This window comes from Agrobacterium sp. (assembly GCF_059499945.1).
Genome location: NZ_JCABZP010000015.1, coordinates 225,151 through 250,627 on the forward strand (window position 1 = coordinate 225,151; position 25,477 = coordinate 250,627).

The window sequence follows — 25,477 nt, forward strand, 5'->3', positions numbered from 1 at the left end:
CTCAGAAGAGCTGGCCCGCCGCCATGACAAGATGTTCGGCAACGGGGCCGAGTGCGAGCGCTGGCAGGAAGGTGAGACCACCGACAATCAGGATCGTGCCGGCAAGCAGGCCGACGAAGAGCGGACCATCCGTCGGGAAGGTGCCGGCTGAGGCCGGAACGGTCTTCTTGGCGACCAGCGAACCGGCAATGGCGAGCGCCGGAATGATCACCAGAAAACGACCCATCAGCATGCCAAGGCCAAGCGTGATGTTGTACCAGGTGGTATTACCCGTCAGCCCGCCGAAAGCGGAGCCGTTATTGGCGGCGGCGGAGGTATAGGCATAGAGGATTTCGGAGAAGCCGTGCGGTCCCGCCGTACCGATCGACGCCACGGCCGAGGGAAGGACGGTGGCCGTTGCCGTGAAAGCCAGCATGGCGAGCGGCAGGCAGAGAATGGCCAGAACCGCCATTTTCATTTCCTTGGCCTCGATCTTCTTGCCGAGATATTCCGGCGTGCGTCCGACCATCAGACCCGCCACGAAGATGGCGATGACGATGAAGAGCAGGATGCCGTAGAAGCCCGCGCCGACACCGCCGACGATCACCTCGCCCAACTGCATGTTGATGAGGGGAACAAGACCGCCCAGCGCCGTGAAGCTGCCATGCATGGCATTGACCGCGCCGCAGGACGCAGCGGTGGTGATGACTGCGAAGAGCGACGAGAGCGCCACGCCGAAACGGACTTCCTTGCCTTCCATATTGCCGCCGGCAAGGCCGAAGCTGTGCATCAGCGGATTTCCGGCCGCTTCCGCCCAATAGGTAACGGCGACGCCGGCGATGAACAGCACGCCCATGGCGGCGAGGATCGCCCAGCCCTGGCGCTGGTTGCCAACCATGCGGCCGAAAACATTGGTGAAGGCGGCGCCGATCGCGAAGATCGACACCATCTGGATCATGTTGGAAATGGCGTCGGGGTTTTCAAAGGGATGCGCGGAATTGGCGTTGAAGAAACCACCGCCATTGGTGCCCAGCATCTTGATCGCCAGCTGCGACGCCACGGGACCGACGGCAATCGTCTGCTGCACGCCTTCCAGCGTCTGCGCATTCACATAGGCGCCAAGGGTCTGCGGCACGCCGAGCCCCACATAGATGAGGGTCAGCACGATGCAGAGGGGCAAAAGCACGTAGAGCGTTGAGCGGACCATATCCACCCAGAAATTGCCGATCGCCTTGCCGGAGGCGCGTGAAAAAGCGCGGATGAGGCCGATGGCGATTGCCATGCCTGTCGCCGCGGAAACGAAGTTCTGCACGGTGAGACCGGCCATCTGGGTCAGATAGGACAGCGTGCTTTCGCCGCCATAATTCTGCCAGTTGGTGTTGGTGACGAAGCTGACCGCCGTATTGAAGGAGAGTTCCGGCCCAACCGCCGCCATTCCCTGCGGATTATAGGGCAGCACGGCCTGAAAACGCATCAGGGCATAGAGCAGGGCAAAACCGAGGAGGTTGAAGAGAAGCATGGAGAAGGCATAGGTCGTCCAGTGCTGCTCCTCGCGCTCGCTTGTCCCGGCAAGGGCATAAAGGCCGCGCTCGACGGGTGCGAGAACCGGCGACAGCAGGGTGCGTTCGCCATTAAAGACACGCGCCATATAGAAGCCGAGCGGCTTCACCAGCGCAAAAATGATCCCGCAGAAAAGCAGGACCTGAAACCATCCATTGAGGGTCATGGTATTGAACTTTCAATAGCCGTCGTTTCCCGATCAGAAACGTTCGGGGCGAATGAGAGCATAGGTGAGATAGGCGGCGATAAAGACCGTGACGGCGCCGCTCAAGATATAGTCGAATGTCATCGCAGCCTCCCGTCTAAAGCCGGTCGCAGGCGCGCGTATAGGCAAAGCAGAGGGCGAAAAACACCGTGGCTGCACCGATCAGAACAACATCCATCATCGATGGGACTCCTTTTTATTCGAGGAGCCGGACAGGAAGAAAAGCGCCGTCATGTGGGACGTCGCTTTTCAATCTTTCTGGCTGAGAAGGGAACACCATCCCTTCCCGCACAGAAGAATGCACCCGAACCGCATAAAGGTTCGAGACGGCCACAGAGGCAATAAAATAGGAATCCTATAGGAATTTCGACGCCCGCCGGTCGAGGACATCGCTGCCGCTACTTAAGAGAGCGGGCTGTCGCTGAAAGCGGACATGATGGTTTCCGCCGGACTTTTATCGGCCAGCAGCGCGGCCAGCAAAATGCGGGCCTGTCCCGGACGAAGCGTGGATGAATGTACGGCGCCCGCCGCGACAAGATCATGCCCGCCGCCGCCGCCGCCGTAACTTGCCACGAGCCGCCCTTCGGGCACGCGGCTGGAAACGATGACGGGAACGTTGCGTTCGGCGCAGCGCTTCACGGCTTCGGCGATACGCGGATTGGCGTTGCCGGAACCAAGCGCCGCAAGAACGATACCTTTCGCGCCCGCCTGCAGGCTTGCATCAATATGGGTGGCATCACAGCCGGGATGAATGGCGACGATATCGACGCGCTGATCGGTTACCGGGGCGGCAAGCCGCAGCGTTGCGGCAGCAGCCAGCGGCCGGGCCGAGCGGAAGGCGTCCGCCTCGTCCGCGCTCAGCTTGTAAAGCCCCCAGGCAGGCAGACAGCGGCCGCCGAAGGAGAGAAGCACGCCCTTCCCGGCATTCGCCTGATCGAGCGCTGTTTCTATGGCCCGGGCCAGATTGGCCGGCCCGTCCGCGTCCTTATGGTCTGCCGTAAACTGCGCGCCGGTGAAGACCACCGGCTTTGTGATGGCCTGCTGCAAATGCACGAGCAGCGAGGATTCTTCCATGGCGTCGGTGCCATGCAGAACCACGATGCCGGCAACGGCGGGATCATCAAGCTCTGCCCCCACCGCATCGCTGATGCGCTGCATGTCTGCCAATGTCAGGCTGGAGGAATCCTTCGCCATCAGATCGACCGGCTTCAGCCGGGCGCTGATTTGCGGAACCAGCGTCAGCAGGTCCTCACCCGAAAGGCTGGGCGTGCTGACGCCATCGGCGCTACGCCGGCTGGCGATGGTGCCGCCGGTGGCGATGACCGCCACCAGAGGCGTTGCGCCCTGCCCGCTCAATGCGACGCTCCTGCACCGGCACGCTCGGCCGCCAGACGGTGGATGCGCTCACGCAAGAGATACCAGCCAATGACGAGCGCCGGGATGATGAGGAGCAGCGAGGCGATGGTCCAGGAGCCGACGGGATAGTCGAAGGCCATCAGAACCAGCACGCCGAACAGGAAGATGAGCGTGAGAATGCCGGTGTAGGGCGCGCCGAACATGCGGAAATCCGGACGTGCAAGCTCGCCACGCCTGGAAAGCTGCCAGAGCTTCAGCTGGCAAAGCACGATGACCGCCCATGCGCAGATGATGCCGAGCGCCGAAAGGTTGAGCGCGATTTCGAAAGCGGCGGAGGGAACGACCGCATTCAGGGCCACGCCGAGAACGGTGACGACGGCCGTGACCGCAATGCCGCCATAAGGCACGCCATTCTTGTTCATCTTCGCCAGCGCTGCCGGAGCCGAGCCGGAAACCGCCATGGAATGAAGAATGCGGCCGGTGGAATAAAGACCGGCATTGAGCGAGGACAGCACGGCGGTCAGAACGACGAGGTTCATGATCACATCGGCACCCTCAACGCCGATGGAACCGAAGAAGGTGACGAACGGGCTCTCGCCGGCCTTGTAAGCGGTGTAGGGCAAAAGCAGCGTGAACAGCAGTACCGAGCCGACATAAAACACGACGAGACGCAGGACCACGGCGCGGATGGCGCGCGGCATGACCTTGCGCGGGTCTTCAGTTTCGCCCGCCGCCGTGCCGATCAGCTCAATCGAGGCATAGGCGAACACCACGCCCTGTATGATGACGAAGGCTGGAAGAATGCCATTCGGGAAGAAGCCGCCATTATCCGTAATGAGGCTGAAGCCGGTAACGTGGCCTTCGATGGGCGTGCCGAAAATGACGAAATAGACGCCAACGACGAGGAAAATGGCGAGCGCAAGCACCTTGATCAGGCTGAACCAGAATTCCAGCTCGCCGAAGACCTTCACCGACAGCATGTTCATCGCCAGCACGACGACCAGTGCCGTCATCGCGAACACCCACTGATCGATACCCGCCAGCCACGGCACGTATTGCTTGAAGAAATTCATGTAGAGGGCGACGGCGGTCACATCGGCCACAGAGGTCATCGCCCAGTTCAGCCAATACATCCAGCCGGCCGCGAAGGCCATCTTCTCGCCGTAGAACTCGCGGGCGTAGGAGACGAAGGAACCGGAACTCGGGCGATGCATGATAAGCTCGCCTAGCGCGCGCAGCACCAGAAATGCAAAGAAACCGCAGAGCGCGTAAACGAAAACCAGCGCCGGACCGGCCTGCGCTAGACGCCCGCCCGCACCCAGAAAGAGGCCCGTGCCGATAGCGCCGCCGATGGCGATCATCTGGATCTGGCGCGGCTTCAAGGCCTTATGGTAACCGAGGTCCTCTTCGATGAAGACCTCACGTTCGGCGGGTGCCGTTTTTCCAGAATGCATGGATTTATCCTCCCGATAAAACGCTTGTAATCGGCAATAAGCCGGAAATCAAAGTGGAACTGGCGTCGTCCCCAAGGCTGGAAATATGGCCAGCGAATGCGCGCATGCTGTAAAGCTGCATGACAGATTTTTGCCCTCTTAATTGCAGAGACTGGCTTTCGTCAAGAGCCACCGGGCAATATTGACCTTCCCCCTCCTTGGGAATATGGTCATCAAATCTGTAAGACAGCTTTACAGATTTTGCAACGCTTAAAGCCAGTGGAGGACACAGTGAGCGTGACGCGCAGGGAGCATGATTTGCTCGGAACGAAGGAAATTCCCGCGGATGTCTATTGGGGCGTGCACACCGCGCGCGCTGTGGAAAACTTCAAGATCACCGGGGTGACCATTGGCCACAACCCCTATCTCGTCCGGGGACTGGCCTATGTGAAGGAGGCGGCGGCACGCGCAAATCACGAGCTCGGCCTGCTCGACACCGAACGAATGGAAGCCATCGCCGAGGCCTGCCGCGAAATCCGCGCCGGCGCGTTGCATGAGCAATTCGTGGTGGATGAAATTCAGGGCGGAGCCGGCACCTCTACCAACATGAATGCCAATGAGGTCATCGCCAACCGCGCGTTGGAACTGCTTGGCCACGAAAAAGGCGATTATGCCCGCCTTCACCCGAATGATCATGTCAATCTCAGCCAATCGACCAACGACGCCTATCCGACCGCAATCAATGTCGGGCTGATCGAGGCGATCGATGATCTGGCGGCTTCCATGGGCGTTGTGAAGGACGCTTTCGACCGCAAGGCGCAGGAATTTGCCGGCTTCATCAAGATCGGCCGCACGCAATTGCAGGACGCCGTGCCGATGACGCTCGGCCAGGAGTTCCGTACTTTCGTGGTGATGCTTGGCGAAGATCAGGCGCGCCTGATCGAATCCGTGGCACTACTACACGAGATCAACCTTGGCGCCACCGCCATCGGCACCGGGCTCAATGCGCCGCGCGGTTATGCCGAGCTTGCCTGCCAGCATCTGGCGGAACTGACGGGGCGACCGCTGGTGACGGCCGCCGACCTGATCGAGGCCACGCAGGACCCCGGCGCCTTCGTGCATCTCTCCGGCGTGCTGAAACGCGTTGCCGTCAAGCTGTCGAAAACCTGCAACGATCTTCGGCTGCTCTCTTCCGGCCCGCGCGCCGGAATTGGCGAAATCACCCTGCCCTCCGTTCAGGCCGGTTCCAGCATCATGCCGGGCAAGATCAATCCGGTCATTCCCGAAGTGGTCAATCAGGTGGCCTATGCGGTGATCGGCAACGACATCACCATCACCATGGCCGCCGAAGCCGGGCAGCTGCAGCTGAACGCCTTCGAGCCGATCATCGTGCGCGCGCTTTCACAGAGCATCAGCCAGCTCAGCGCTGCCTGCCGCACCTTGGCGGAACGCTGCGTCGACGGCATCGTGGCCAATCCCGCCATCATGGCGCAGCGTGTGGAAGAATCGATCGGTCTCGCCACCGCGCTCAACCCGCTGATCGGTTATTATGCGGCAACGGAAGTAGCCAAGGAAGCGCTTGCCAGCGGCCGCACGGTGCCACAGGTGGTTCTGGAGCGCGGTTATCTCACCGATGCGCAATTGCAGCAGGCGCTGAGCCCGCGACACCTTGCCAACCTGCCTGCCGTCACGGCTGGCGAAGCCGATCTTCGCCAATGATCGTCGTCACCACCTGCTTCACCTGCCCAAGGTGAAGCTCCATCGCCTCCCGCGCCTCTGGCGCTGAACCCCGTCGGATCGCCTCGACGATCCGGCGGTGCTCGAAATTCGACGCGACGCGGCGGCCGGCCATCAGGTTCACCATCTCGGATTGCTGGGATAGGGCCTCACGGGCATCGGCCACCACCTTGGCGAACAGCCTGTTGTCCGAAGCTTCCGCAATGGCGCAATGAAACTGCCCATCCAGCAGCACCCAGGGATGCGGCCTTTCTTCGGCTTCCATCCGATCACAGAGGTCAAGCAAGACCTCCAGCTGGGCATCGGTCCGCCTCAACGCCGCCCAACCGGCCGCCGGCACCTCGATGAAGGGGCGGGCCTCGATCAGATCGCGGGCGGAATAGGCGCCGTAATTTAATTCGGAAGGTGGCGTCGGCGTCATCACATAGGTGCCGCTTCCAGTGCGGGTCTGCGTCAACCCCAGGGTCTGGAGCGAGCGCAGCGCCTCGCGAATGATCGGCCGGCTGACGCCATATCGCGCTGCCAGATGGGCTTCCGAAGGCAGCCGGATGCCGACCGCAAGCTGCCCCGAGGTGATGGCGGAACGGATATCATCGAACACCGCTTCTGCGGCATTCTTGCGATTGATCGGCTGCCCATCCGCAAGCCAATCCGACAACCCGCCCATCTTTAAACCCTCCGCACTCTCAATATGTCCGCAATATCAACGCAAAACCAGACAACCGTCCAAACGCAAAAGGACGGCCGCCGCTCTCGCAGCTAAGCCGACCTTCCTAACATTATCCTGACCGCGGGAACAACGACGGTGGATATTTTTGTTGGAGCGAGGGGACAACGACGCCGTACCCTCGCCCCGCACCGATGTCACGCCTTGATTTCTGTTCCCTCCGGCTTGTCATCCTCACGCGGAATGCGGAACCAAGCGACATAGAGCGCGGGGAGGAAAAGCAGCGTGAGCGCCGTACCCACCACGATGCCGCCCATCATCGCATAGGCCATCGGACCCCAGAATATCTCCCGGGAGATGGGGATGAGGGCAAGGGTGGCGGCCGCCGCCGTCAGCATGATCGGCCGCATGCGGTGCTCGGTCGCCTCGATGACGGCATGCCATGCCGAGACCCCTTCGCTTCTCAGATGCTCGATCTGCACCACCAGAATGACCGAGTTGCGGATCAGGATACCGATCAGCGCCAGCACGCCGAGAATGGCGACAAAGCCCATCGGCGCATTGGAGAAGAGCAGCGCCACCACGACGCCGATCAAGGCCGTCGGCGCAACGGCGAAGACCAGGAACAGCCGGCTGAAGCTTTGCAGCTGAACCATCAGGATCGTCGCCATCGCAAACAGCATCAAGGGCACCACGGCAACGATCGGAGCCTGCGAATCCGCGCTGGATTCCACGGAGCCACCGACTTCCATCTTGTAACCGACGGGAAGCGTCTTCTCGAAAGCCTCGAGTTTCGGCTTCAGCTGCTCCACGATCGTGGCTGGCTGTGTTGGGCCGATAATCGCGGCCTTGACGGTGACTGTCGGGATCCTGTCACGACGCCAGATGGTCGGCTGCTCCAGTTCGTAGCGGAAATTGGCAATCGCCGAGAGCGGCACGGCCTTGCCGTTCGTCGCCGGCAATTGCAGGTTCTGCAACGTCTCGATGGACCCCCGCTCTGCCAGTTGCGCGCGCGCCACCACGTTGACGAGGTAAATATCGTCCCTGACCTGGGTCACGGTAGAACCCTCGACAATGCTGTTCATGGCATTGGCGATATCTTCCGAGGAGACGCCGAGCTGCCGGGCCTTGTCCTGGATGACATCGACCTTCACCACGCGCGTCGGCTCGTTCCAGTCCATCACGAGGTTCGAGAGCAGCTGATGTTCACCGACGATACCGGACAATTGCTGACCGAGTTCGCGGACCTTCTGGATATCAGGACCGCTCAGGCGATATTGGACCGGTTTCCCGACGGGAGGACCGATATCGAGCAATTTCACGAAGGCGTCGGTGCCGATGAATGTCCGGTCCAGATAATCCTGCAGCTCGGCACGCACCTTGTCGCGCACATCCAGCCCCTTGGTGACGATGACCGTCTGGCCGAAGGTGACGTCAGGTGTCTGCACGTCGAAGGACAGGATGAAACGCGGTGCGCCTTCGCCGACATAGGTCGTCCAATGGTCGATATCCGTATTTTTCGCCAGCATTTCCTGCTCGAACTGCGCCATCTGCCGGTTGGTTTCGGCAATCGAGCTGTTCTGCGGCAGGTTCCAGTCGACGATCAACTCCACACGGTCGGATGACGGGAAGAACTGCTGCTGCACGAGGCTCATGCCGCCGACGGAAAGGCCGAAGAGGGCAATGGTGAGGATGATCGTCACCCAGCGCCAGCGCAGCGCCCGCCCGAGGAGCCAGGAAAAGGCGGAGGCGAACCGGCCCTTCTTTTCATGGTGCGATTTCATCGTCTTCGGCAGGATCGTGACGCCGAGAAGCGGCGTGAACAGGACGGCGACGATCCACGATACGATGAGCGAAACGGCGATCACCACAAAAAGCGTGAAGGTGAATTCACCCGCCGCGGAGTTGTTGAGACCGACCGGAATGAAGCCTGCCACGGTGACCAGCGTGCCCGTCAGCATCGGGAAAGCGGTGGAGGTGTAAACATAGGTCGCCGCTTTTCTGAGATCGTCTCCGACCTCGAGCCGCGCGACCATCATCTCGACGGCAATCATCGCATCGTCGACGAGAAGCCCGAGCGCAATGATAAGGGCGCCGAGCGAGATACGTTGCAGCGAAATGCCTGTGTATTCCATGTAGACGAAGGTGATCGCCAGCACGAGCGGAATGGAAACGGCAACCACCATGCCAGCTCTGAGGCCAAGGCTGATGAAGCTTATGACGAGAACGATTGCAATCGCCTCGAACAGCGCCGAGGTGAAGCCGGAGACCGCTTCATCGACCACGGCCGGCTGATCGGACACACGATGCACATCGACACCAACAGGCAGATCCGCCACCACACGCTTCATCTGTGCATCCAGCGCCTCGCCGAAATGCAGCAGGTTCGCGCCGGTTTTCATGCCGATCGCAAGGCCGATAGCCGGCTGGCCGTTAAAACGGAACAGCGATGACGGCGGATCGACATAACCGCGCCTGATCGTCGCCACTTCCGTCAGCGGGAAGAACCGGTTGTTGACCCGCAGATTGATGGACCGCAGGCTGTCTTCAGAGGTGAACTGGCCGCTGACGCGCAGCGCCACACGCTCAGGCCCGGCATTAACGAAGCCGGATTGCGTGACGGCGTTCTGGGATTGCAGCGTCTTGATGATCGACTGTTGATCGATGCCGAGGGCTGCGATCTGCCGCGTGGAGAACTCCAGATAGATCGTCTCGTCCTGCGCGCCGATGACATCGACCTTGCCGATATTGTCGACGGTCAGCACCTTTGCACGGGCATCCTCCACCAGGTCGCGCAATTGCCGCTGGCTGAGACCATCGCTGGTGAAGGCGTAGATATTGCCATAGACATCTCCGAAACGGTCATTGAAGAAGGGGCCGACCACGCCGGAGGGAAACTCCCCCTTGATGTCGCCGATCATGTTGCGCACCCGCACCCAGGTCGGTTCGACATTGCGTGCCTTGGTTTCCGGCACCAGTTCCACGAAGATTGTGGTGCGGCCAGCCACCGTCTGGCTGCGCAGATGGTCGAGATTGTCGAGCTCCTCGAGCTTCTTCTCGATCCGGTCGGTCACCTGCCGGGCCACTTCCTCCGCGGAAGCGCCGGGCCATTGCGCGCTGATCACCATCGTCTTGATGGTGAAGTTCGGATCTTCCTCACGGCCGAGGTTGAGATAGGAGAAAACGCCGGCGAGAACGAAGACCAGCATGAAGTACCAGACGAGCGAACGGTGTTCGAGCGCCCAGTCGGAGAGATTGAATTTCTTCACTGACGGACCTCCTGATCGATCCTGATGGCCTGTCCATCCTTGAGCTTGTGAACACCGGCGCTAGCGACGCGCTCGCCGGGCTTGACGCCGTCGGTGATACGCACGCTGCCGCCCTCAGTCGGCTCACCTTCTATCGTGACAGGGCGCAACGTCACCGTTGCCTTGTCGGCATTGACGATCCAGACACCCCACCCACTATCTGTTTTCAGCAGGGCTGATGCGGGAAGCATGATCTGCGGTTCGGATGCGGCAAGCACCGAGGCCGTGACGACGGAACCCAGCCTGAATGCCGGCGGCGCATCCTGCAGGCTGATCTTCGTGCGGCGCGTGCGCGTTGCCGTTTCGGCTTCCGGAGCGATCTCGCGCACCACGCCGGTGGTGCGGATTTTCGGGTCAAGCTGCAGGGCGATCTCGAAGGCGGAACCGATCTCGAGCCGCTGCGCCGCAAATTGCGGAACATCGACCACCACATCGCGCACTTCCGGCCGGGCAATCGTCACGACCGTTTGGCCGGCCGAAACAACCTGACCGATTTCGCCTGAGGTTGCCGTCACCACGCCGTCAAATTCCGCATGCAGCTGCGCATAACCCAGCTGCTCCTCGGCCTTGTCCAGATTGGCGCGGGCCTTGGCGACGGCGGCGTTGGCGGTGCGTGTTGCCTGTTCGGCTTCTTCCAGTGCGGCTTCCGTGCCGCTGCGGGCTTCAGCCAGCACGCGCTGACGCTGTTCCGTCGTGACCGCGTTGGCCAGCTGCGCTTCCGCATTGGAAAGATCGGATTGCGCACTCTTCACCGCAAGCTCGAGCGCCAGCGGATCGATCGACGCGACCACGTCGCCTTTCTTGACCAGATCGGCCACATCGACATTGCGGGCGATGATCCGACCGAGAACACGAAAACCGAGATCGGTCTGAATACGCGATTCCACCGTGCCGGTCAGCCGCAGCGCATCGGCGGGCTTCTCTTCCACGACGACGGAAAGCACCGGACGCGGCGCCTCGGCGGCGGCTTCCTGCTTCTCCTCGCAGGAGGAGACCGCAATCGCCACAGCCAACAAAAACAAGCTTCTGTATATACTGGACATTATTGTGCCTGCCCCTTTTCATAGGCGACTTTTTCACCGGTGCGGAGAAATTTGGTCCCGACGGTGACAACGAGATCGCCGGGATTAAGTCCTTGCGCGATGACGAATTGACCGGTCTCGTAGTCAGCGACCTCGACGCGCCGCATGGCGATTTCCGAGGATTGCGGATCGACCACCCAGACGGCGGGAAAGCCGTCCTGCGACGTCATCGCCGACCACGGAAGCTCAATCGCATCGACCTGCTTGAAGCGGAAATGGCCGGATACAGGCGCCCCGAGCGGCATGGTCAGATCACCGTTCAGACCCACCTTGACCCTGATCGTTCCATTGTCGGGGTCGATCGTCGGAGAAATCTCCCGCACTGGCGCCGCAACGCTGCGGGTGGGATCCGACAGGAGGCTGACATTGACGAGATTGTCGATGTCGCGCTCGAGAAACAGGGATTCATAGACATCGAAGACCGCATCGCGCGGTCCGTCATGCGCCAGCGTGAAGATAAGCTGGGCGGCCTGCGCCACCTGGCCGACTTCGACGTTGCGCGCCGTGATCACGCCGTCCGCATCGGCCCTGAGTTCAGTGTAGGACAAGGCATCCCGTGCCGTGTCGAGCTGCGCCTGCGCCGATCTCACCGCGCCCTGCGTCGTCAGCAGGGTTTCCTGGGCCTTGTCGACCGCTGAACGCGAGGTCACCTGCGTCCTGAACAGGCTTTGCTGACGGTCGAACGTCAATTGCGCCTGCGTCTGCTGCGCTTCTGCGGATTGCAGGTTGGCGAGCGCAACATCGAGATCGGCCTTTTGCTCTTCAGGATCCATGCGGGCAAGCAATTGCCCGGTCTTGACCCGTGTACCCACATCCACCAGCCGCTCGGTGATCTTGCCGCTGACCCGGAAAGACAGGTCCGTCTGGACCCTTGCCCTCACTTCACCCGTTATGACGCTGCCGCGATCGACGGGCTTCTTCTCAGCCGCGACCACGCCGACGGTGCGCAGCGGCTTTTCGGCAGGCGGCTCTTCATTGCTGCAGGACGACAGGGCGAAAATGCCGCCAAGCGCCGCCGCGATAAGGATGGTTTTCATGGTGACCTCTTGATCTTCGCCTCATCCTATAATATTTGACTGACTGAATAGTCAATGAAATTCTTATGCCGCCGATCGGGATCTTTCCGGAACATCGGGCCAGCCTCCCGAATGATCATTCCACTTCGTCCGGCATATCCTTGCGGGCGCATCGGCAATGTTCCGGCATATTGAAGCATGCGCGCGCCTTCACAAAAATCCATTCCGGTTTTTGCGCCGGTGCTATAGGCAAACCATCTCTCATTTCCGCCTATCGCGACGGACAGAAGGGCACGCGCCGAAAAAACAAAGGAATCCGGGGCCATGGCGAAAGCAAAACTGACACGTGCTGAACAGAAGATACAACGTCCGTTGCAAATTCTCGATGCCGCATTCGAGGAATTCACCAAAAGGGGATTTACCGCGACACGGGTAGAAGACATCGCGGAACGGGTGGGTGTGACGAAAGGAACGGTCTACGTCTATTTCGAAACCAAGGAGGCGCTCTTCGAGGCAATGGTCAAGCACGCCTCCCAGCCATTCCAGGAAGCGTTCAAGGCCTATGCGCATACATCCGACGACCCCGTCGAGGAGCTGCGCCTGTTACTGGAATTCATGTTCGACGCACTCGTCGACAACAAGAAAATGCGGGAACTGTTCCGCCTCATCCTTGCGGAAGGCGCAAAATTCCCCGATCTCATCGACCAGCATCATGACACGTTGATGGCGCCGGTCTTCGAGCGCATCAATACGATCCTCGAGGAAGGCGTGGCGAAAAAAAGGTTCAGGGCCAATCCCCCCGAACTCGCCAAGGTCGTGATGTCGCCCATGGTCGGAACATTGGTGTTTCGGCTGATTTTCAACGACCGGCGCATTTTAGACAGGCAGGCCGTTCTGAAGATTCATCTCGAACTGATCATGCGCGGGCTGCTGGCATAGGCATCACTGCACGCGGCTGCAGACCTCTATTCCTGACTTTCAAGCCGGTATCGGGAACCGGGATAGAGCAGCCGCACGGACGTGACGGCACGGCTCGACGACCAGGTTCTGCGGCGCACGAGAAGGCAGGGCTCGTTTCGGCTGATGGCCATCAGCTTGCATTCCCAGGGCTGGGGCGACGCCGCCTCGATGAACTGCTCGGTCCGGGAAATAGGTGCCGCCGCCGTCAGATAGGCATTCGGCGTGAGCGTATTGAAATCCTGCATCAGATAATCCGGAGCGATCTCCGCATTGACGAAGCGATCTTCGAGCTGGATCGGCACGTCATCTTCATGGTGCACGATGATGGAGTGGAAAACTTTCGCTCCCACGGTGATCTCGAGCGCCGTTGCGAGATCCGGACCGCAAACTTCCGTCTGGGCGAGGATCAGGCTTGGCCGATGGGTTGAACCGCGCTCCTTGATCTCGTCGGCGATGTTGCGCACGCCCATCATGCCGGCGCTGCGCTTTTTAGGAGCGACGAAAGACCCGCGCCCCTGCACGCGAACAATCACCCCCTCGGTTGCCAGCTCCCGCAAGGCGCGGTTTGCCGTCATGCGGCTGACACCCAGCATGTCGACCATCTCGTTTTCTGAGGGTATCCTGTGGTTCGTCAACCACTCTCCGCTGGCGATCTTTTCCTTGATCTGTTCCTTCACCCGCTCATACAGCGGCAGGGAGGAGCGATCGCCCGAGACAGAAAACTCGCTTTCGATGACGGGCAGCATTAAAACTCCTAAAAATCGGGCGACTGCACAAAACGCAGCCAGAATCCGCGCAAGCACAAAATTATCACATCCTATCTTGCTTGTCTTTCGCAAATATGTGAAGTTACATATACAACTTGAGGGGAAAATAATGGCGAGCGAAGACTCGATCTCTGGCAGCCGCAAGTCTCCCGCCGACGGTCGGAGCGATATTCAAATGCCCGCTCAGCGCAAGGGCAGCAGCTGCCATGCCGGAGCTAAAGCTGTATTTGAAGGCTCGCTTGGGCAATATGCGCTGAAAGCTCATCCTTTTCAGAACCGGCCAGCCGCAGGCGCGTTCGACCCAAAGTCGCCGATACGCGCACCCCATACGAATTTCCCAAAGTTGTATAGTGAACTTCCGACACACCGCTTCGAGGTGGACATCGAATTCCATATTGATTCGATGAGCGCCCGGCCGCCGATTTCGACGGGATATGAAATGCACCAATGACCGCCGGGCTCAGGGGCAAACACCTGCCCAGGGCACGCCCGTCTCACGCATGCCAGCAAATTGCCAATCATCAAACCAAAAGGGGAATGCAATGCTGAATTCAAAACTGAAAATCGCGCTGGCCACCACCGCGCTCATCGTGGGAGCGTCCGCAGGCGCGGCCAAGGCGGAGGGCTATTGCAGCGCAGGAAAGACCATCACCTTCGCCGGCATCGACTGGGAAAGCGGCGCTTTCATCACCGAAGTCATGAAGGAAATCCTTTCCAAGGGCTATGATTGCAAGGTCGATTCCATTCCCGGCAACTCCGTGACGCTGGAACGGGCAACCGCCAATAATGACGTGCAGATCTTCGCTGAAGAATGGATCGGCCGCTCCGACGTCTGGAACAAGGCTGCGGAAGCAGGCCAGGTCACGTCAGTTGGCAAGACCTTCGTCGGCGCCGCCGAAGGCTGGTTCGTGCCGGAATATCTGATCAAGGGCGACCCCGCAAAAGGCATCGAAGCCAAGGCTCCGGACCTGAAGAGCGTCGACCAGCTTTCCGATCCGAAGATCGTCGAATTGTTCAAGGACCCGGAAGAGCCTACCAAGGGCCGCTTCCTCAATTGCCCGTCGGGCTGGACCTGCGAAGGCGTCAACACCGCCAAGCTGCAGGCATACAAGCTGGAAGCAAACTATGTGAACTTCCGCCCCGGCACCGGCACTGCGCTCGACGCCGCAATTGCCGCCGCTTATCTCCAGGGCGAGCCGATGCTGTTCTACTACTGGAGCCCCACGGCAATCATGGGCAAATACAAGCTCGTCCAGCTGCAGGAGCCGGCCTATAGCGACGCCTGCTGGAAGGAACTGACAAGCGCGGATGGAAAGCGCGACGCCGGTTGCGCCTTCCCCTCCGTCGAGGTGGCCTATGGCGTGAACAGCACCTTTGCCAAGGAAGCGCCTGAGATCATCGCGATCCTTGAAAAAGCGACCTTCCCGCTGACGGAAATCAACGCCAGCCTCGCCTACATGACGGACAAGCAGGTCGATGCGACAGCCGCCGCCAAGACCTTCCTTCAGACCAAGGCCGATATCTGGAGCAGCTGGGTTTCTGCGGATGCCAAGGCGCGTATCGAAGCCGCCGTTAAGTAAACATCGCAGGCGCGCCGGACTTCCGGCGCGCATTTTCCCGTCAGGACAGGGGCCGGCTCCCGGAAATGGGGTCGGCAGGCGCGAGGACGACACCAATGTTTCCTGAAGTTTTCCATATTTCCATCCGCGGCCCGATCAATGAGATCGTGCGCTCGCTGGTGGTAAACTACGGCTACCTTTTCAAGGCGATCTCACAGACGATCCTGCAGGCGATCCTCTTCGTGGAATGGGCGCTGCGCGGTCTGCCGTGGTGGGTCATTTTTCTGGTCTTCCTGGTGCTCGCCTGGTTCGCGGCGAAAAAGATTTCGCTCGTCATCATGGTGGCGGTGATGCTTTTCATCGTCGGTGCGCTCGGCCTCTGGGATCTGACGATGCAGACGCTGGCGCTGATGCTGATTGCCAGCCTCATCTCCATCGTCATCGGCGTGCCCATGGGTATCCTGCTTGCCAAAAGCGAATGGGCCCGGCGTATCACCCTGCCGATCCTCGATGTGATGCAGACCATGCCAAGCTTCGTGTATCTCATCCCCGCCATCATGCTGTTCGGCCTCGGCAAGGTTCCGGCCGTACTTGCCACCATCGTTTATGCCGTGCCGCCGTTGATCCGCCTGACCGATCTCGGCATCCGGCAGGTGGACCGGGAAGTGGTGGAAGCGGCGACCGCTTTTGGCGGCAGCCCGAGACAGATCCTTTTCGGCGTCGAATTGCCGCTTGCCACACCTACGATCATGGCCGGTCTCAACCAGACGATCATGATGGCGCTCTCCATGGTCGTCGTCGCCTCGATGATCGGTGCGCGCGGTCTTGGCGAACAGGTGCTGAACGGCATCCAGACGCTTGATGTCGGCAAGGGCCTCGAAGCGGGTCTCGGCATCGTTATTCTCGCAATCGTGCTCGATCGTATCACCCAGGGTTTTGGCCGATCCAGCCGGAAGGAAATGGGCAATGACTGATATCCATATCCGTAACGTGTCCAAGATTTTCGGCGGCAACTGGAAGGCTGCGCTCGCCATGGCGCAGCAGGGCGCGGAAAAGAGCGAAATCCTGGCGAAGACGGGATGCAGCGTCGGCCTCGACAATGTCAGCCTCGATATAGCGGGCGGCCGCATTTTCGTGATCATGGGCCTCTCCGGCTCCGGCAAGTCGACGCTGGTGCGCCACATCAACCGTCTTATCGAGCCGACGAGCGGCGAGATTCTCGTCGGAGACGACAATGTTCTCGCCCTCAAGGCGAAGGAGCTGCGGGATTTCCGCAACCGGCGCGTCAGCATGGTGTTCCAGAATTTCGGCCTGATGCCGCACCGCACCGTCTTGCAGAACGTCGTTTATGGCCAGCGCGTGCGCGGGCTGACCAAGGCCGACGCACGGCCCATCGGCATGAAGTGGATCGAGACTGTCGGCCTTTCAGGCTACGAGGACAAGTTTCCCCACCAGCTTTCCGGCGGCATGAAACAGCGCGTGGGTCTCGCCCGCGCGCTGGCGGCCGATACCGACGTCATCCTGATGGACGAGGCCTTTTCGGCGCTCGATCCGCTGATCCGCGCCGACATGCAGGACCAGTTGCTGCAGCTCGAAAAGAACCTGCACAAGACCATCGTCTTCATCACCCACGATCTTGACGAGGCGCTCCGCATCGGGGCGCAGATCGCGATCCTGAAGGACGGAAAACTGGTGCAGGTGGGAACACCGGACCAGATCCTCAACAGCCCCGCAAACGACTATGTCGCCCGTTTCGTGGAGCGCCGCGCAGGTGCGGGGGAAGCCCAGCATGGCTGATACGGTCACCATTGATCGTCCCCTTACCTGGCAAGAGATCGCCGCCGTCGCAAAGGGTGCGACGCTTTCCCTGTCGGATACGGCGTGGCGGCGCATCGCCAAGGCCCGCGCCATCGTCGATGCGCTCGTTGAAAAACGCGTGCGCGGTTATGGCATCAATACGGGTGTCGGTGCGCTCTGCGATGTGATCGTGGATATTCCGCAACAGCAGGCCCTCTCCCGAAACATCCTGCTCAGCCATTCCTGCGGCGTCGGAGAACCGCTCGGGCGCGAAGAAACGCGCGCCATCATGGCTGCCCAGATCAACAACTTCGCGCATGGTTACTCCGGCGTGCAGGTCAAAACGGTTGAAGCGCTGCTGGCCCTGCTGAATGGCGATATTCTTCCCGTCATTCCCTCGAAGGGGTCGGTGGGTTACCTCACCCATGCCGCGGCCATAGGCCTCCTGCTGATCGGCGAGGGCCAGGCCCGCCACGGGAGCGAATTGATCAGCGGCAGACAAGGGCTGGAAAAGCTCGGCCTCGAACCCATGGTCCTGCAGGCAAAGGAAGGGCTGAGTCTCGTCAACGGCACACCCTGCGCCACCGGTCTCGCCAGCCTCGCACTTGCCCGCACCACTTCCCTTATCGACTGGGCCGATGCGGCAGCTGCTATGAGCTATGAAAATCTTGGCGCACAGGCGGACCCCTTCGCCGCAGAGCCGCTTGCGCTACGCGCCTCGCCCGGCATCCAGACCGTCGGCGCGAACCTGCGCCAACTCCTGGCCGGAAGCCCGCTTCTTGCCCGGTCGGCCGGATCGCGCACGCAGGATCCGCTCAGCCTGCGCGCCGTGCCGCAGGTGCACGGCGCCGTTCGGGATAGCGTCGCGCAGATCGCCGACGTCGTGAACCGCGAGCTTGCGAGCGTCACGGATAATCCTGTTGTCACCGGCACGCCGCAGGCGCCCGAGGTCCATTCCCAGGCCCATGCAGTTGGCGCGGCACTCGGGCTTGCCATGGATGGGCTGGCAACGGCCGCAGCCGAACTTGCCGCGATTTCCGAGCGCCGTATCGACCGGCTCGTCAACCCGCTTGTCAGCGGGCTGCCTGCCTTTCTGGCAGAAAGTGACGGTGTCTGTTCCGGTTTCATGATCATCCAGTACACGGCCGCAGCGCTTGCCGCAGAAAATCGCCGCCTTGCCGTTCCCGCCAGCCTCGATGGCGGCATCACCTCCGCTCTGCAGGAGGACATACTCACTCATGCCACCGCCGCTGCCGACAAGACACTTTCGATTATCGGCAATCTGGAAACCATTCTGGCGATCGAGATCATGAGCGCGGCGCAGGCTTACGACATGCAACCAGACAAAGCCGGCCGTGCACCCGGCACCGATACGCTCCACCAGCGTATCCGGACGACAGTGCCCTTTTACCGTGACGACCGGCCGCTCAACAACTTGGTGGCTGCTGCGCGGGAAATACTGCAGACCACGCATGCAGGGATACGCGCCGACGCGGGTTGACTGCTGCGGTAGAAATCTGGCTGAACAGGATGTGAAAGAGGTTACTCTCTGCCGGTCTTGTGGGCGATGAGAACGGTTTCCGCAATCGCGCTGGCGACATGGTGCGGAGCCGCCTCGAGGCGACGCTCCGTCCAGTCATCATGCTGTGCGCTTTTGCCGAAAGCCCGTGGACGATCTTGCCCGGATGAGCCTCCAAATTCCGGTGAGCATGCCGAGCTAGGTCCAGATGCTTTCGGGTGTCAGGATTTCGAAGGGCACAATCCGCTGTTCGACGGAGGACGAACCACCGTTTTCGATGCGCCGTAACATTACGTCGATCAACTGCTGCGGCATCCTGTCGAGGGGAAGCGGCAGCGATGCGGTGATCAGCCCTTCGTTGAGGCCCTTGCGCGTTTCCGGACCGATATCGTTACAGATGATTTTTATGCCGCGCTGCCGCTCGACAGGCAGTTCTCGAAGTGCGCGCAGAACACCAGATATGCCGCCGCCATTGACATAAATCCCCCTGAGCCCGTGTTCGGCAGCAATCATGTCCCGAACGATGACATAGGCATTTTCCGGCTCCTCGTGGGTCAGCAGCGTTTCCGCGACCTGAAGTTCGGGGGTGTTCTCCCGCATATAGGAGCGAAAACTCGCATCAGAAACATCCTGACACTGGTAACGATTGCTGCCAATCAGCGGCACGACCGTTCCCTCGCCCTTCACCGTCTGGCTAAGGAACCACGCCGCCGTGCGGCCGCGTTTCCAGCTATCGGTCCCGACAAAGCCCGCCCGGCTCGCCGCGGACAGATCGGACACATAAGTCACCACGGGAACGCCCCTGCCCCGCAGTTCGTCGATCGCCTGGCTGACAAGCGGGTGGTCGGCCGTCACCACCGCGATTGCGCTGCAGGATTGCCCCATCTTCAGGAGATTGGCGGAGACGGCCTCCGGCGAAAGATCGTCCTCGAAAACAACGTCCGGCTCGATAATGCTATCCGGCCGCTGGCGTGCGGCGGCAATGATCCCTTCCGCCCAAAGCCGATAGAGCGGCCGGTGGGATTGCTGCATCAGAAAGCCGAGCCTGTGGTGAGGCATAGCCTCGCGACGACGGTCCTTGATGGTGCCGAGACCATAAAAACCGATTTCCTCCGCCGCCTTGAGAATCTGGTCGATCGTATCCTGTCGCACGGCGGTCGAACCGTGCAGCAGCCGGTTCACAGTGGAGATGCTGACGCCCGCGGCCTTCGCAAGATCGGTGATGGTCGGTCGGTTCATGGCGCCTCACAATCCTATCATTCCTGAATGACATATAATGATACGAAATGCAACATTAAATGAAATATAAATTCCATTCTTATGAAAATGAAAGATATAAATCATCCCATCATGAGGGCCCGTTGGGAGAATGGGCAGGGAGGAAACAATGGCATTTTTCAGGAAATTTCTGGTCGCGGGCGCTGCGTCGCTTGTGATGGCATCCGGTGCGTTTGCGGCCAATATCGCCGTTGTCGGCGGCAAGAATGACGATGCGTTCTGGAACCTCATCAAAAAAGGTGTCGACGACGCACGCCTCGTGGTCGAGGCGAATGGTGGCAAGGTCAACTATCTCCGCCTGCAAACCTACGACAACTTTGCACCCGATGTGGTGCAGCTGATCCAGACCGCCATCAGTCAGAAGGTCGACGGCCTCGTCATTCCGAACTGGGTTCCGGAAGGCGAGGACCCAGCGATCCGGGAAGCCATGAATGCCGGCATCAAGGTCATTCTCATGAATGCCGGGGGGCACGAGAAGGCCAGGGAACTTGGCGCGATCAATTATGTCGGCTCCGATGAATATCTGGCCGGTGTGGCCGGCGGCGAATATTTCGCCAGGCAGGGCAAAAAGAACGTTATCTGTGTCAACACCGTTCCTGGCGCCGCCAATCTCGAAGCACGATGCAAAGGGGTCCTTGACGGCATCACCAAGGCCGGCGGCACCGGCAAGCAGCTGCCGCTTCCCGCCACCAGCTTCGGCGATGCCACCGCCGTCGCCGAAGCGATTAAGGCCACGCTGCTTCAGGACGGCAAGATCGACGGCGTCCTTACCATTTCGGCAGGTGACGCGGATTCGGCCGCCATCGGCGTCATGCAGGCCGGCAAAACCGAAACCGCCCTGCTCGGCACTTTCGATCTCAACCAGTCCGGCCTCGACCGCATCAAGGACGGAACGCAGGGTTTCGCAATTGACCAGCAGCCCTATCTGCAATCGCTGCTGGCGGTGACGCTTCTGGCCTCGGCCATCGATTTCGGCACCGATCTGCCGACCGCCCCGCTGCTGACCGGACCGAGCATTGTCGACAAATCCAACATCGAAGCCACGCTTGCCGGCGTCGCCAAGGGTGCGCGCTGAGCGGTGAGACACGCCCTGCCCCGACCCCCGCCGTACCGGGGATCGGGACCTGGCGGGCAAAGGACACCGCCTCGAAACCTTTGACTAATAGTGGAGTGAACGACGTGAAAAATCTCTCGTTGGGCGACCTTTTGCGCCGTCCGGAATCGGGCGCCTTTCTCGGCCTTGTTTTTGTTCTTGCCTTTTTTGTTGTCTTCGGCAGCATCGAATTTCTGAAACCCGCCGGCGCCGCAAGCTGGCTGAATGTCGCTGCCAATCTTGGTATCGTCGCCATTCCCGTCGGGTTGCTGATGATTTCCGGCGAGCTGGATATTTCCATCGGCGCAATGATCCCGGCCGGCGCGCTGACGGTCGCCATTATCTCCGGTTATTACGGCATGCCGATCTGGCTCGGCATCATCGGCGCGCTTTGCCTTGGTGTACTTGTCGGGCTGATCAATGGCTTTCTGGTCATAAGAACCGTGGTGCCATCCTTGATCGTGACGCTCGGCACGCTCTTTGCCGTGCAGGGTCTGATCCTCGGTTTTTCGGTGCTGCTGACTGGAACGACCAGTGTGGCGCTAAGTCCGGCCCAATCCGGCCCAATCGCCAAATTCCTGTTCGGACAGTTCATCGGCGGCAGTTTTCAGGTCAGTATCATCTGGTGGCTGCTGCTGACGGCGATCTATGTCTTCTATGTCCATTATTCGCCCTTCGGAAACTGGATCTTCGCCATGGGCGGCGACCGCGTGAGCGCTCGCAACGCCGGCATTCCCACCGACAAGTTGACGGTGACGCTTTTCGTCCTTTCCTCTGTCAGCGCCTCCTTCGTCGGCGTCTGTCAGGCCATATTGTTCAATGTCGCCCAAGTCTCGGCGGGCATGACCTTCATCTTCAACTCCATCATCGCGGTCGTCGTGGGCGGGGTGTTGCTGACCGGCGGCTTCGGTTCGGTGATTGGCATTTTTCTCGGCACCATCACCTTCGCCATCGTCAATCAGGGCATTTATTTCACCGCCTTCGACCGCAACTGGTCAAGCCTCATCATCGGCGTCATGCTGCTCTTGGCGGTGCTGATGAATAACACCTTCCGCGTCATGGCGCTCACCTATTCACCGAAGAAGAAGTGAGGACGGACGATGACGACACCCATTCTCGAACTTAAGAGTGTCAATAAATCCTTCGGCCCCATCGATGTTCTGCACGATATCTCGCTGAAGGTGCGGGCGGGCGAAGTGCTCTGCCTGCTGGGAGACAATGGCGCTGGAAAATCCACGCTGATCAAGACGCTGGCTGGCGTATACCAGCCCAGCTCAGGCGAATTGTTGATGGATGGAAAGCCGATCAATTTCGACGGGCCGCGCGATGCACAGCGCATGGGGATTTCCACTGTTCATCAGTTCGGCGGAACCTTTCCGTTGATGAGCATCGGCCGCTCCTTCTTCGTTGGCGCCGAACCGACCAAGGGTTTCTGGCCCTTCCGGGTTTACGACCGCAAGAAAGCCAATGAAATCGCCGTCAAGGCCGTGCAGGAATTCGGTATCACCCGCATCGATGACGGCGACCGCCTGATCGGCGGGCTCTCCGGCGGCGAACGGCAATCGCTCGCCATCGCCCGCGCGGTGCATTTTGGCGCACGTGTTCTCATCCTTGACGAGCCGACGGCGGCGCTGGGCGTGAAACAGGCGTCCCACGTTCTGCGCATCGTGCTGGAAGCACGTAAGCGGGGGGTCGCGGTGATCTTCATCACCCATCAGGTCACCCACGCAATCGCAGTCGGCGACCATTTCGCCGTGCTCATCCGTGGCGCGGTCGCCGCCAACTTCCGCAAGGGCGAGAAATCCCGCGAGGAAATCACTGATCTGATGGCCGGTGGTGAAGCGCTCGCCGATCTAAGCGCAGAGGTGGAAAATTACATGGCCGGTCATGACGACCATCCGCCGCCGCTATCCAATTGAAACATTGAGAAGGATCAAGACCGATGAAAATCGCCATCGACCCCCACATGCACCGTTTTAGCAGCCTCGAAGCCCTCCCGGCCAAAGTAAAGGAACTCGGCTTCGACTGGATCGAGCTCAGCCCGCGCGCCGATTTCCTCGAATGGTTCAAGACGCCGCGTGTGTTTCCCGAGCGCATCCGGTCCTTCAAGAAGGCTTTGAAGGAGGCCGATGTCGGCATCGCCTCGCTGCTGCCAATGTATCGCTGGGCCTCCAATGACGAGACCGAACGGCAGGCGGCGGTCAAACACTGGAAACGCGCCATCGAGATCGCCATCGAACTGGAGGTCGACACGATGAACTCCGAATTCGGCCGTGGACCGCATCCCGACAAGGGCTCCTGTTATTGCTGCCATACCGGCTCGATGATCGAGGCCTGCGAGGACGCCTGGTGGCGCTCGATGGAAGAGCTGGTGCCGATCTTCGAACGCGAAGGCATCAGCCTGCATGTCGAACCGCATCCGGAAGACTGGTGCGAGACGCTGCAGCCGGCGCTCGACATCATCCGCACCGTCAATTCGAAAAACGTCAAATTCCTCTATTGCGCGCCGCATACCTTCTATTTCGGTGACGACACCAAGGCGATGCTGCGGGAAGCCAAGGATGTGCTGGCGCATGTGCATGTTGGCGATACCTTCAACCACAAGGCCAGTTCCGGGCTTCGCTACATTCTCAACCCGCCCGGCACGCAGGCGCGAGTGCATCAGCATCTGAATATCGGCCAGGGCGAAGTGCCGTGGGACGACTTCTTCGGCACGCTCTCCGAAATCGGTTTCGACGGCATCATGACCTCCTGCGTCTTCGCCTGGGAGGACAGGGCGGATGAATCGAGCAAGTTCATGCGAGCCAAGATGCAGGACTATATCGACCTCTATTTCAAGAAATAACGCGGCATACCGGCGCTGATGACGAGGCAGGCCTTGCCTCAAGCGACAGACCATTCGGAACATCAAATTGAAAGGCGATTGACATGATCAACGGAGAAAGACTGATTTCACGCCCGCTGCGCTGGGCCATGGTGGGCGGCGGACGCACGGGACAGGTAGGTTACAAACACCGCACCGGCGCCCTGCGCGACGGCAACTACCAGCTCGTCGCGGGCGCCTTCGACCTCGATGCCGAAAGGGGCAGAGACTTCGGCGTCAATCTCGGCGTAGCGGCGGAACGCTGCTATGCGGATTACAAGGCGCTGATTGCCGGCGAGACTGCGCGTGAAGACGGTGTTGATGTCGTCTCCATCGCCACCCCCAATTTCACCCACTACGAGATCACCAAGGCCTGCCTTGAAGCCGGGCTGCATGTCATCTGCGAAAAGCCGCTATTCTTCACCGTGACCGAATGCGACGAGGTCGCGCGGCTCGCCGAACAGAAGGGGCTGATTGTCGGCGTCACCTATGGCTTTACCGGCCATCCACTCGTCCACCAGATGGCGGCCATGGTCAAAAAGGGAATGCTGGGCGACATCCGTATCGTTGACCTGCAATATACCCACGGCTTCAATGCCGGTGACGATGTGGGCGCGGGCGAGGCCGTCAAATGGCGCACCAATCCCCGTACCGCCGGCCCGACCTTCGTGCTGGGCGATATCGGCACGCATCTTTATTATCTCTCGGAAGTCGTGCTGCCGCATATGAAGGTGGAACGGCTGCTCTGCGACCGTAAGGCCTTCATCCCCACCCGCGCCCCGCTGGAAGACCACGCCACCGTTCTGATGCACTATGACAATGGCGCACGCGGCCGCCTCTGGGTCTCCTCCGTCAATGCCGGCAATATGGGATCGCAGCGTTACCGCTTCGTTGGCTCCAAGGCCTCGCTTGAATGGTCTGATTCCCACCCCGACCAACTGATCTACGAGGTTCAGGGCGAACCCGGCCGCATCCTGCACCACGGCATGCCTTATCTGGAACAGGAAAGCCTCGCCATCGATCGTATGGGGGCGCTGCATACCGAAGGCCTCGGTGACAGCTGGTCGAACATCTACCTCTGGATCGCCCAGGCGATCGACGCAGCAAATCGCGGTGACAGGGCCTTTCTGAAAACCCACCATTATCCCGGCATCACGGCCGGCACCGAAGGCGTTCGCTGGCTGGAAAACTGCGTCCGCTCGGCCGATGCCGGCGCCGCCTGGGTCGACTTCGCATAACCAGTTCGGGGGCGCGCCGGACCACTCTCCCGTCCTCCTCCTCACGCGCGTCCCCATATT

22 protein-coding genes are annotated in these 25,477 nt (G+C 60.4%); 12 read left to right on the forward strand and 10 right to left on the reverse strand.

The annotated features are described in order from the left end of the window. Position 1: 1 nt before the first annotated feature. The 4 genes from kdpA to AC5I5B_RS18620 form a co-directional block, all read right to left on the reverse strand. Positions 2 to 1,705 (reverse strand): potassium-transporting ATPase subunit KdpA, encoded by a 1,704-nt coding sequence (kdpA, locus tag AC5I5B_RS18605; RefSeq protein ID WP_111834202.1) that lies wholly within the window; start codon positions 1,703 to 1,705, stop codon positions 2 to 4. Positions 1,706 to 1,738: 33 nt separating this feature from the next. Then, on the reverse strand, positions 1,739 to 1,828 hold the full coding sequence (gene kdpF, locus AC5I5B_RS18610; protein ID WP_003506089.1) for a K(+)-transporting ATPase subunit F: 90 nt from the start codon (positions 1,826 to 1,828) through the stop codon (positions 1,739 to 1,741). A 318-nt stretch (positions 1,829 to 2,146) separates the two neighbouring features. Then, the gene (locus AC5I5B_RS18615) at positions 2,147 to 3,100 is read right to left on the reverse strand and encodes an asparaginase (protein WP_003506085.1); all 954 of its coding nucleotides are present in this window, start codon (positions 3,098 to 3,100) and stop codon (positions 2,147 to 2,149) included. Then, positions 3,097 to 4,554 (reverse strand): amino acid permease, encoded by a 1,458-nt coding sequence (locus tag AC5I5B_RS18620; RefSeq protein WP_111834203.1) that lies wholly within the window; start codon positions 4,552 to 4,554, stop codon positions 3,097 to 3,099. The genes AC5I5B_RS18615 and AC5I5B_RS18620 overlap by 4 nt, the downstream gene beginning before the upstream one ends. 270 nt (positions 4,555 to 4,824) lie before the next feature. On the opposite strand from AC5I5B_RS18620, the gene AC5I5B_RS18625 reads away from it, so the two are divergent. Further along, complete coding sequence (locus AC5I5B_RS18625; RefSeq protein WP_003506082.1) at positions 4,825 to 6,252, forward strand: aspartate ammonia-lyase; 1,428 nt, start codon at positions 4,825 to 4,827, stop codon at positions 6,250 to 6,252. Here the strand turns inward: AC5I5B_RS18625 and AC5I5B_RS18630 are convergent. From AC5I5B_RS18630 to AC5I5B_RS18645, 4 genes are all read right to left on the reverse strand, one after another. Next, a complete protein-coding gene (locus tag AC5I5B_RS18630) occupies positions 6,221 to 6,937 on the reverse strand; it encodes a FadR/GntR family transcriptional regulator (protein ID WP_111834204.1) in 717 nt (238 codons plus the stop codon). The two genes, AC5I5B_RS18625 and AC5I5B_RS18630, sit on opposite strands and share 32 nt — an antisense overlap. 197 nt (positions 6,938 to 7,134) lie before the next feature. Continuing rightward, complete coding sequence (locus AC5I5B_RS18635) at positions 7,135 to 10,206, reverse strand: efflux RND transporter permease subunit (protein ID WP_020808555.1); 3,072 nt, start codon at positions 10,204 to 10,206, stop codon at positions 7,135 to 7,137. After that, positions 10,203 to 11,288 (reverse strand): efflux RND transporter periplasmic adaptor subunit, encoded by a 1,086-nt coding sequence (locus AC5I5B_RS18640; RefSeq protein ID WP_099087347.1) that lies wholly within the window; start codon positions 11,286 to 11,288, stop codon positions 10,203 to 10,205. Before AC5I5B_RS18640 ends, AC5I5B_RS18635 begins: the two co-directional genes overlap by 4 nt. After that, entirely contained in the window at positions 11,288 to 12,364 is a 1,077-nt protein-coding gene (locus AC5I5B_RS18645; protein ID WP_099087348.1) for an efflux RND transporter periplasmic adaptor subunit, read from the reverse strand. The genes AC5I5B_RS18640 and AC5I5B_RS18645 overlap by 1 nt, the downstream gene beginning before the upstream one ends. A gap of 303 nt (positions 12,365 to 12,667) precedes the next feature. On the opposite strand from AC5I5B_RS18645, the gene AC5I5B_RS18650 reads away from it, so the two are divergent. Beyond that, the gene (locus AC5I5B_RS18650; protein ID WP_003506076.1) at positions 12,668 to 13,282 is read left to right on the forward strand and encodes a TetR/AcrR family transcriptional regulator; all 615 of its coding nucleotides are present in this window, start codon (positions 12,668 to 12,670) and stop codon (positions 13,280 to 13,282) included. Between the two features lie 26 nt (positions 13,283 to 13,308). Here AC5I5B_RS18650 and hutC read toward each other — a convergent pair whose 3' ends face one another. Further along, positions 13,309 to 14,049 carry a histidine utilization transcriptional repressor HutC gene (hutC, locus tag AC5I5B_RS18655; protein ID WP_099087351.1) on the reverse strand — a complete coding sequence of 247 codons (741 nt, stop codon included), beginning with the start codon at positions 14,047 to 14,049 and terminating at the stop codon, positions 13,309 to 13,311. Between hutC and AC5I5B_RS18660 the strand changes: the two genes are divergently transcribed. The 5 genes from AC5I5B_RS18660 (at position 14,036) to AC5I5B_RS18680 (ending at position 18,927) form a co-directional block, all read left to right on the forward strand. Then, the gene (locus AC5I5B_RS18660; RefSeq protein WP_236775525.1) at positions 14,036 to 14,521 is read left to right on the forward strand and encodes a hypothetical protein; all 486 of its coding nucleotides are present in this window, start codon (positions 14,036 to 14,038) and stop codon (positions 14,519 to 14,521) included. The genes hutC and AC5I5B_RS18660 overlap by 14 nt on opposite strands. 91 nt (positions 14,522 to 14,612) lie before the next feature. Beyond that, positions 14,613 to 15,650, forward strand: coding sequence for an ABC transporter substrate-binding protein (locus tag AC5I5B_RS18665; RefSeq protein WP_111834206.1), 1,038 nt, complete (start codon positions 14,613 to 14,615; stop codon positions 15,648 to 15,650). Positions 15,651 to 15,745: 95 nt separating this feature from the next. Beyond that, positions 15,746 to 16,603, forward strand: a complete 858-nt coding sequence (locus AC5I5B_RS18670) for an ABC transporter permease (RefSeq protein WP_003506072.1) — start codon at positions 15,746 to 15,748, stop codon at positions 16,601 to 16,603. Continuing rightward, positions 16,596 to 17,426, forward strand: coding sequence for a quaternary amine ABC transporter ATP-binding protein (locus AC5I5B_RS18675; RefSeq protein WP_003506071.1), 831 nt, complete (start codon positions 16,596 to 16,598; stop codon positions 17,424 to 17,426). The genes AC5I5B_RS18670 and AC5I5B_RS18675 overlap by 8 nt, the downstream gene beginning before the upstream one ends. Beyond that, on the forward strand, positions 17,419 to 18,927 hold the full coding sequence (locus AC5I5B_RS18680) for an HAL/PAL/TAL family ammonia-lyase (RefSeq protein WP_111834207.1): 1,509 nt from the start codon (positions 17,419 to 17,421) through the stop codon (positions 18,925 to 18,927). Before AC5I5B_RS18675 ends, AC5I5B_RS18680 begins: the two co-directional genes overlap by 8 nt. A gap of 216 nt (positions 18,928 to 19,143) precedes the next feature. Here AC5I5B_RS18680 and AC5I5B_RS18685 read toward each other — a convergent pair whose 3' ends face one another. Beyond that, a complete protein-coding gene (locus AC5I5B_RS18685) occupies positions 19,144 to 20,184 on the reverse strand; it encodes a LacI family DNA-binding transcriptional regulator (protein WP_003506068.1) in 1,041 nt (346 codons plus the stop codon). Positions 20,185 to 20,332: 148 nt separating this feature from the next. On the opposite strand from AC5I5B_RS18685, the gene AC5I5B_RS18690 reads away from it, so the two are divergent. The 5 genes from AC5I5B_RS18690 (at position 20,333) to AC5I5B_RS18710 (ending at position 25,417) form a co-directional block, all read left to right on the forward strand. Next, entirely contained in the window at positions 20,333 to 21,298 is a 966-nt protein-coding gene (locus tag AC5I5B_RS18690; RefSeq protein ID WP_003506067.1) for a substrate-binding domain-containing protein, read from the forward strand. 104 nt (positions 21,299 to 21,402) lie between these two features. Continuing rightward, the gene (locus AC5I5B_RS18695) at positions 21,403 to 22,407 is read left to right on the forward strand and encodes an ABC transporter permease (RefSeq protein WP_003506066.1); all 1,005 of its coding nucleotides are present in this window, start codon (positions 21,403 to 21,405) and stop codon (positions 22,405 to 22,407) included. Between the two features lie 9 nt (positions 22,408 to 22,416). Beyond that, entirely contained in the window at positions 22,417 to 23,235 is an 819-nt protein-coding gene (locus AC5I5B_RS18700; protein WP_111834208.1) for an ATP-binding cassette domain-containing protein, read from the forward strand. Positions 23,236 to 23,258: 23 nt separating this feature from the next. Further along, positions 23,259 to 24,161 carry a sugar phosphate isomerase/epimerase family protein gene (locus tag AC5I5B_RS18705; protein ID WP_495752777.1) on the forward strand — a complete coding sequence of 301 codons (903 nt, stop codon included), beginning with the start codon at positions 23,259 to 23,261 and terminating at the stop codon, positions 24,159 to 24,161. 83 nt (positions 24,162 to 24,244) lie between these two features. Next, entirely contained in the window at positions 24,245 to 25,417 is a 1,173-nt protein-coding gene (locus tag AC5I5B_RS18710; protein ID WP_003506062.1) for a Gfo/Idh/MocA family protein, read from the forward strand. The last annotated feature ends 60 nt before the right edge of the window (positions 25,418 to 25,477 follow it).

Excerpts from the sequence above, each read along its gene's own strand:
- AC5I5B_RS18645 (WP_099087348.1), bottom strand. The coding sequence starts at position 12,364 with ATGAAAACCATCCTTATCGCGGCGGCGCTTGGCGGCATTTTCGCCCTG.
- AC5I5B_RS18670 (WP_003506072.1), top strand. The coding sequence starts at position 15,746 with ATGTTTCCTGAAGTTTTCCATATTTCCATCCGCGGCCCGATCAATGAG.
- AC5I5B_RS18620 (WP_111834203.1), bottom strand. The coding sequence starts at position 4,554 with ATGCATTCTGGAAAAACGGCACCCGCCGAACGTGAGGTCTTCATCGAA.
- AC5I5B_RS18680 (WP_111834207.1), top strand. The coding sequence starts at position 17,419 with ATGGCTGATACGGTCACCATTGATCGTCCCCTTACCTGGCAAGAGATC.
- AC5I5B_RS18650 (WP_003506076.1), top strand. The coding sequence starts at position 12,668 with ATGGCGAAAGCAAAACTGACACGTGCTGAACAGAAGATACAACGTCCG.
- AC5I5B_RS18705 (WP_495752777.1), top strand. The coding sequence starts at position 23,259 with ATGAAAATCGCCATCGACCCCCACATGCACCGTTTTAGCAGCCTCGAA.
- AC5I5B_RS18685 (WP_003506068.1), bottom strand. The coding sequence starts at position 20,184 with ATGAACCGACCGACCATCACCGATCTTGCGAAGGCCGCGGGCGTCAGC.
- AC5I5B_RS18710 (WP_003506062.1), top strand. The coding sequence starts at position 24,245 with ATGATCAACGGAGAAAGACTGATTTCACGCCCGCTGCGCTGGGCCATG.
- AC5I5B_RS18630 (WP_111834204.1), bottom strand. The coding sequence starts at position 6,937 with ATGGGCGGGTTGTCGGATTGGCTTGCGGATGGGCAGCCGATCAATCGC.
- AC5I5B_RS18640 (WP_099087347.1), bottom strand. The coding sequence starts at position 11,288 with ATGTCCAGTATATACAGAAGCTTGTTTTTGTTGGCTGTGGCGATTGCG.
- AC5I5B_RS18660 (WP_236775525.1), top strand. The coding sequence starts at position 14,036 with ATGACGGGCAGCATTAAAACTCCTAAAAATCGGGCGACTGCACAAAAC.
- AC5I5B_RS18675 (WP_003506071.1), top strand. The coding sequence starts at position 16,596 with ATGACTGATATCCATATCCGTAACGTGTCCAAGATTTTCGGCGGCAAC.
- kdpF (WP_003506089.1), bottom strand. The coding sequence starts at position 1,828 with ATGACATTCGACTATATCTTGAGCGGCGCCGTCACGGTCTTTATCGCC.
- AC5I5B_RS18690 (WP_003506067.1), top strand. The coding sequence starts at position 20,333 with ATGGCATTTTTCAGGAAATTTCTGGTCGCGGGCGCTGCGTCGCTTGTG.
- AC5I5B_RS18665 (WP_111834206.1), top strand. The coding sequence starts at position 14,613 with ATGCTGAATTCAAAACTGAAAATCGCGCTGGCCACCACCGCGCTCATC.
- hutC (WP_099087351.1), bottom strand. The coding sequence starts at position 14,049 with ATGCTGCCCGTCATCGAAAGCGAGTTTTCTGTCTCGGGCGATCGCTCC.
- kdpA (WP_111834202.1), bottom strand. The coding sequence starts at position 1,705 with ATGACCCTCAATGGATGGTTTCAGGTCCTGCTTTTCTGCGGGATCATT.
- AC5I5B_RS18700 (WP_111834208.1), top strand. The coding sequence starts at position 22,417 with ATGACGACACCCATTCTCGAACTTAAGAGTGTCAATAAATCCTTCGGC.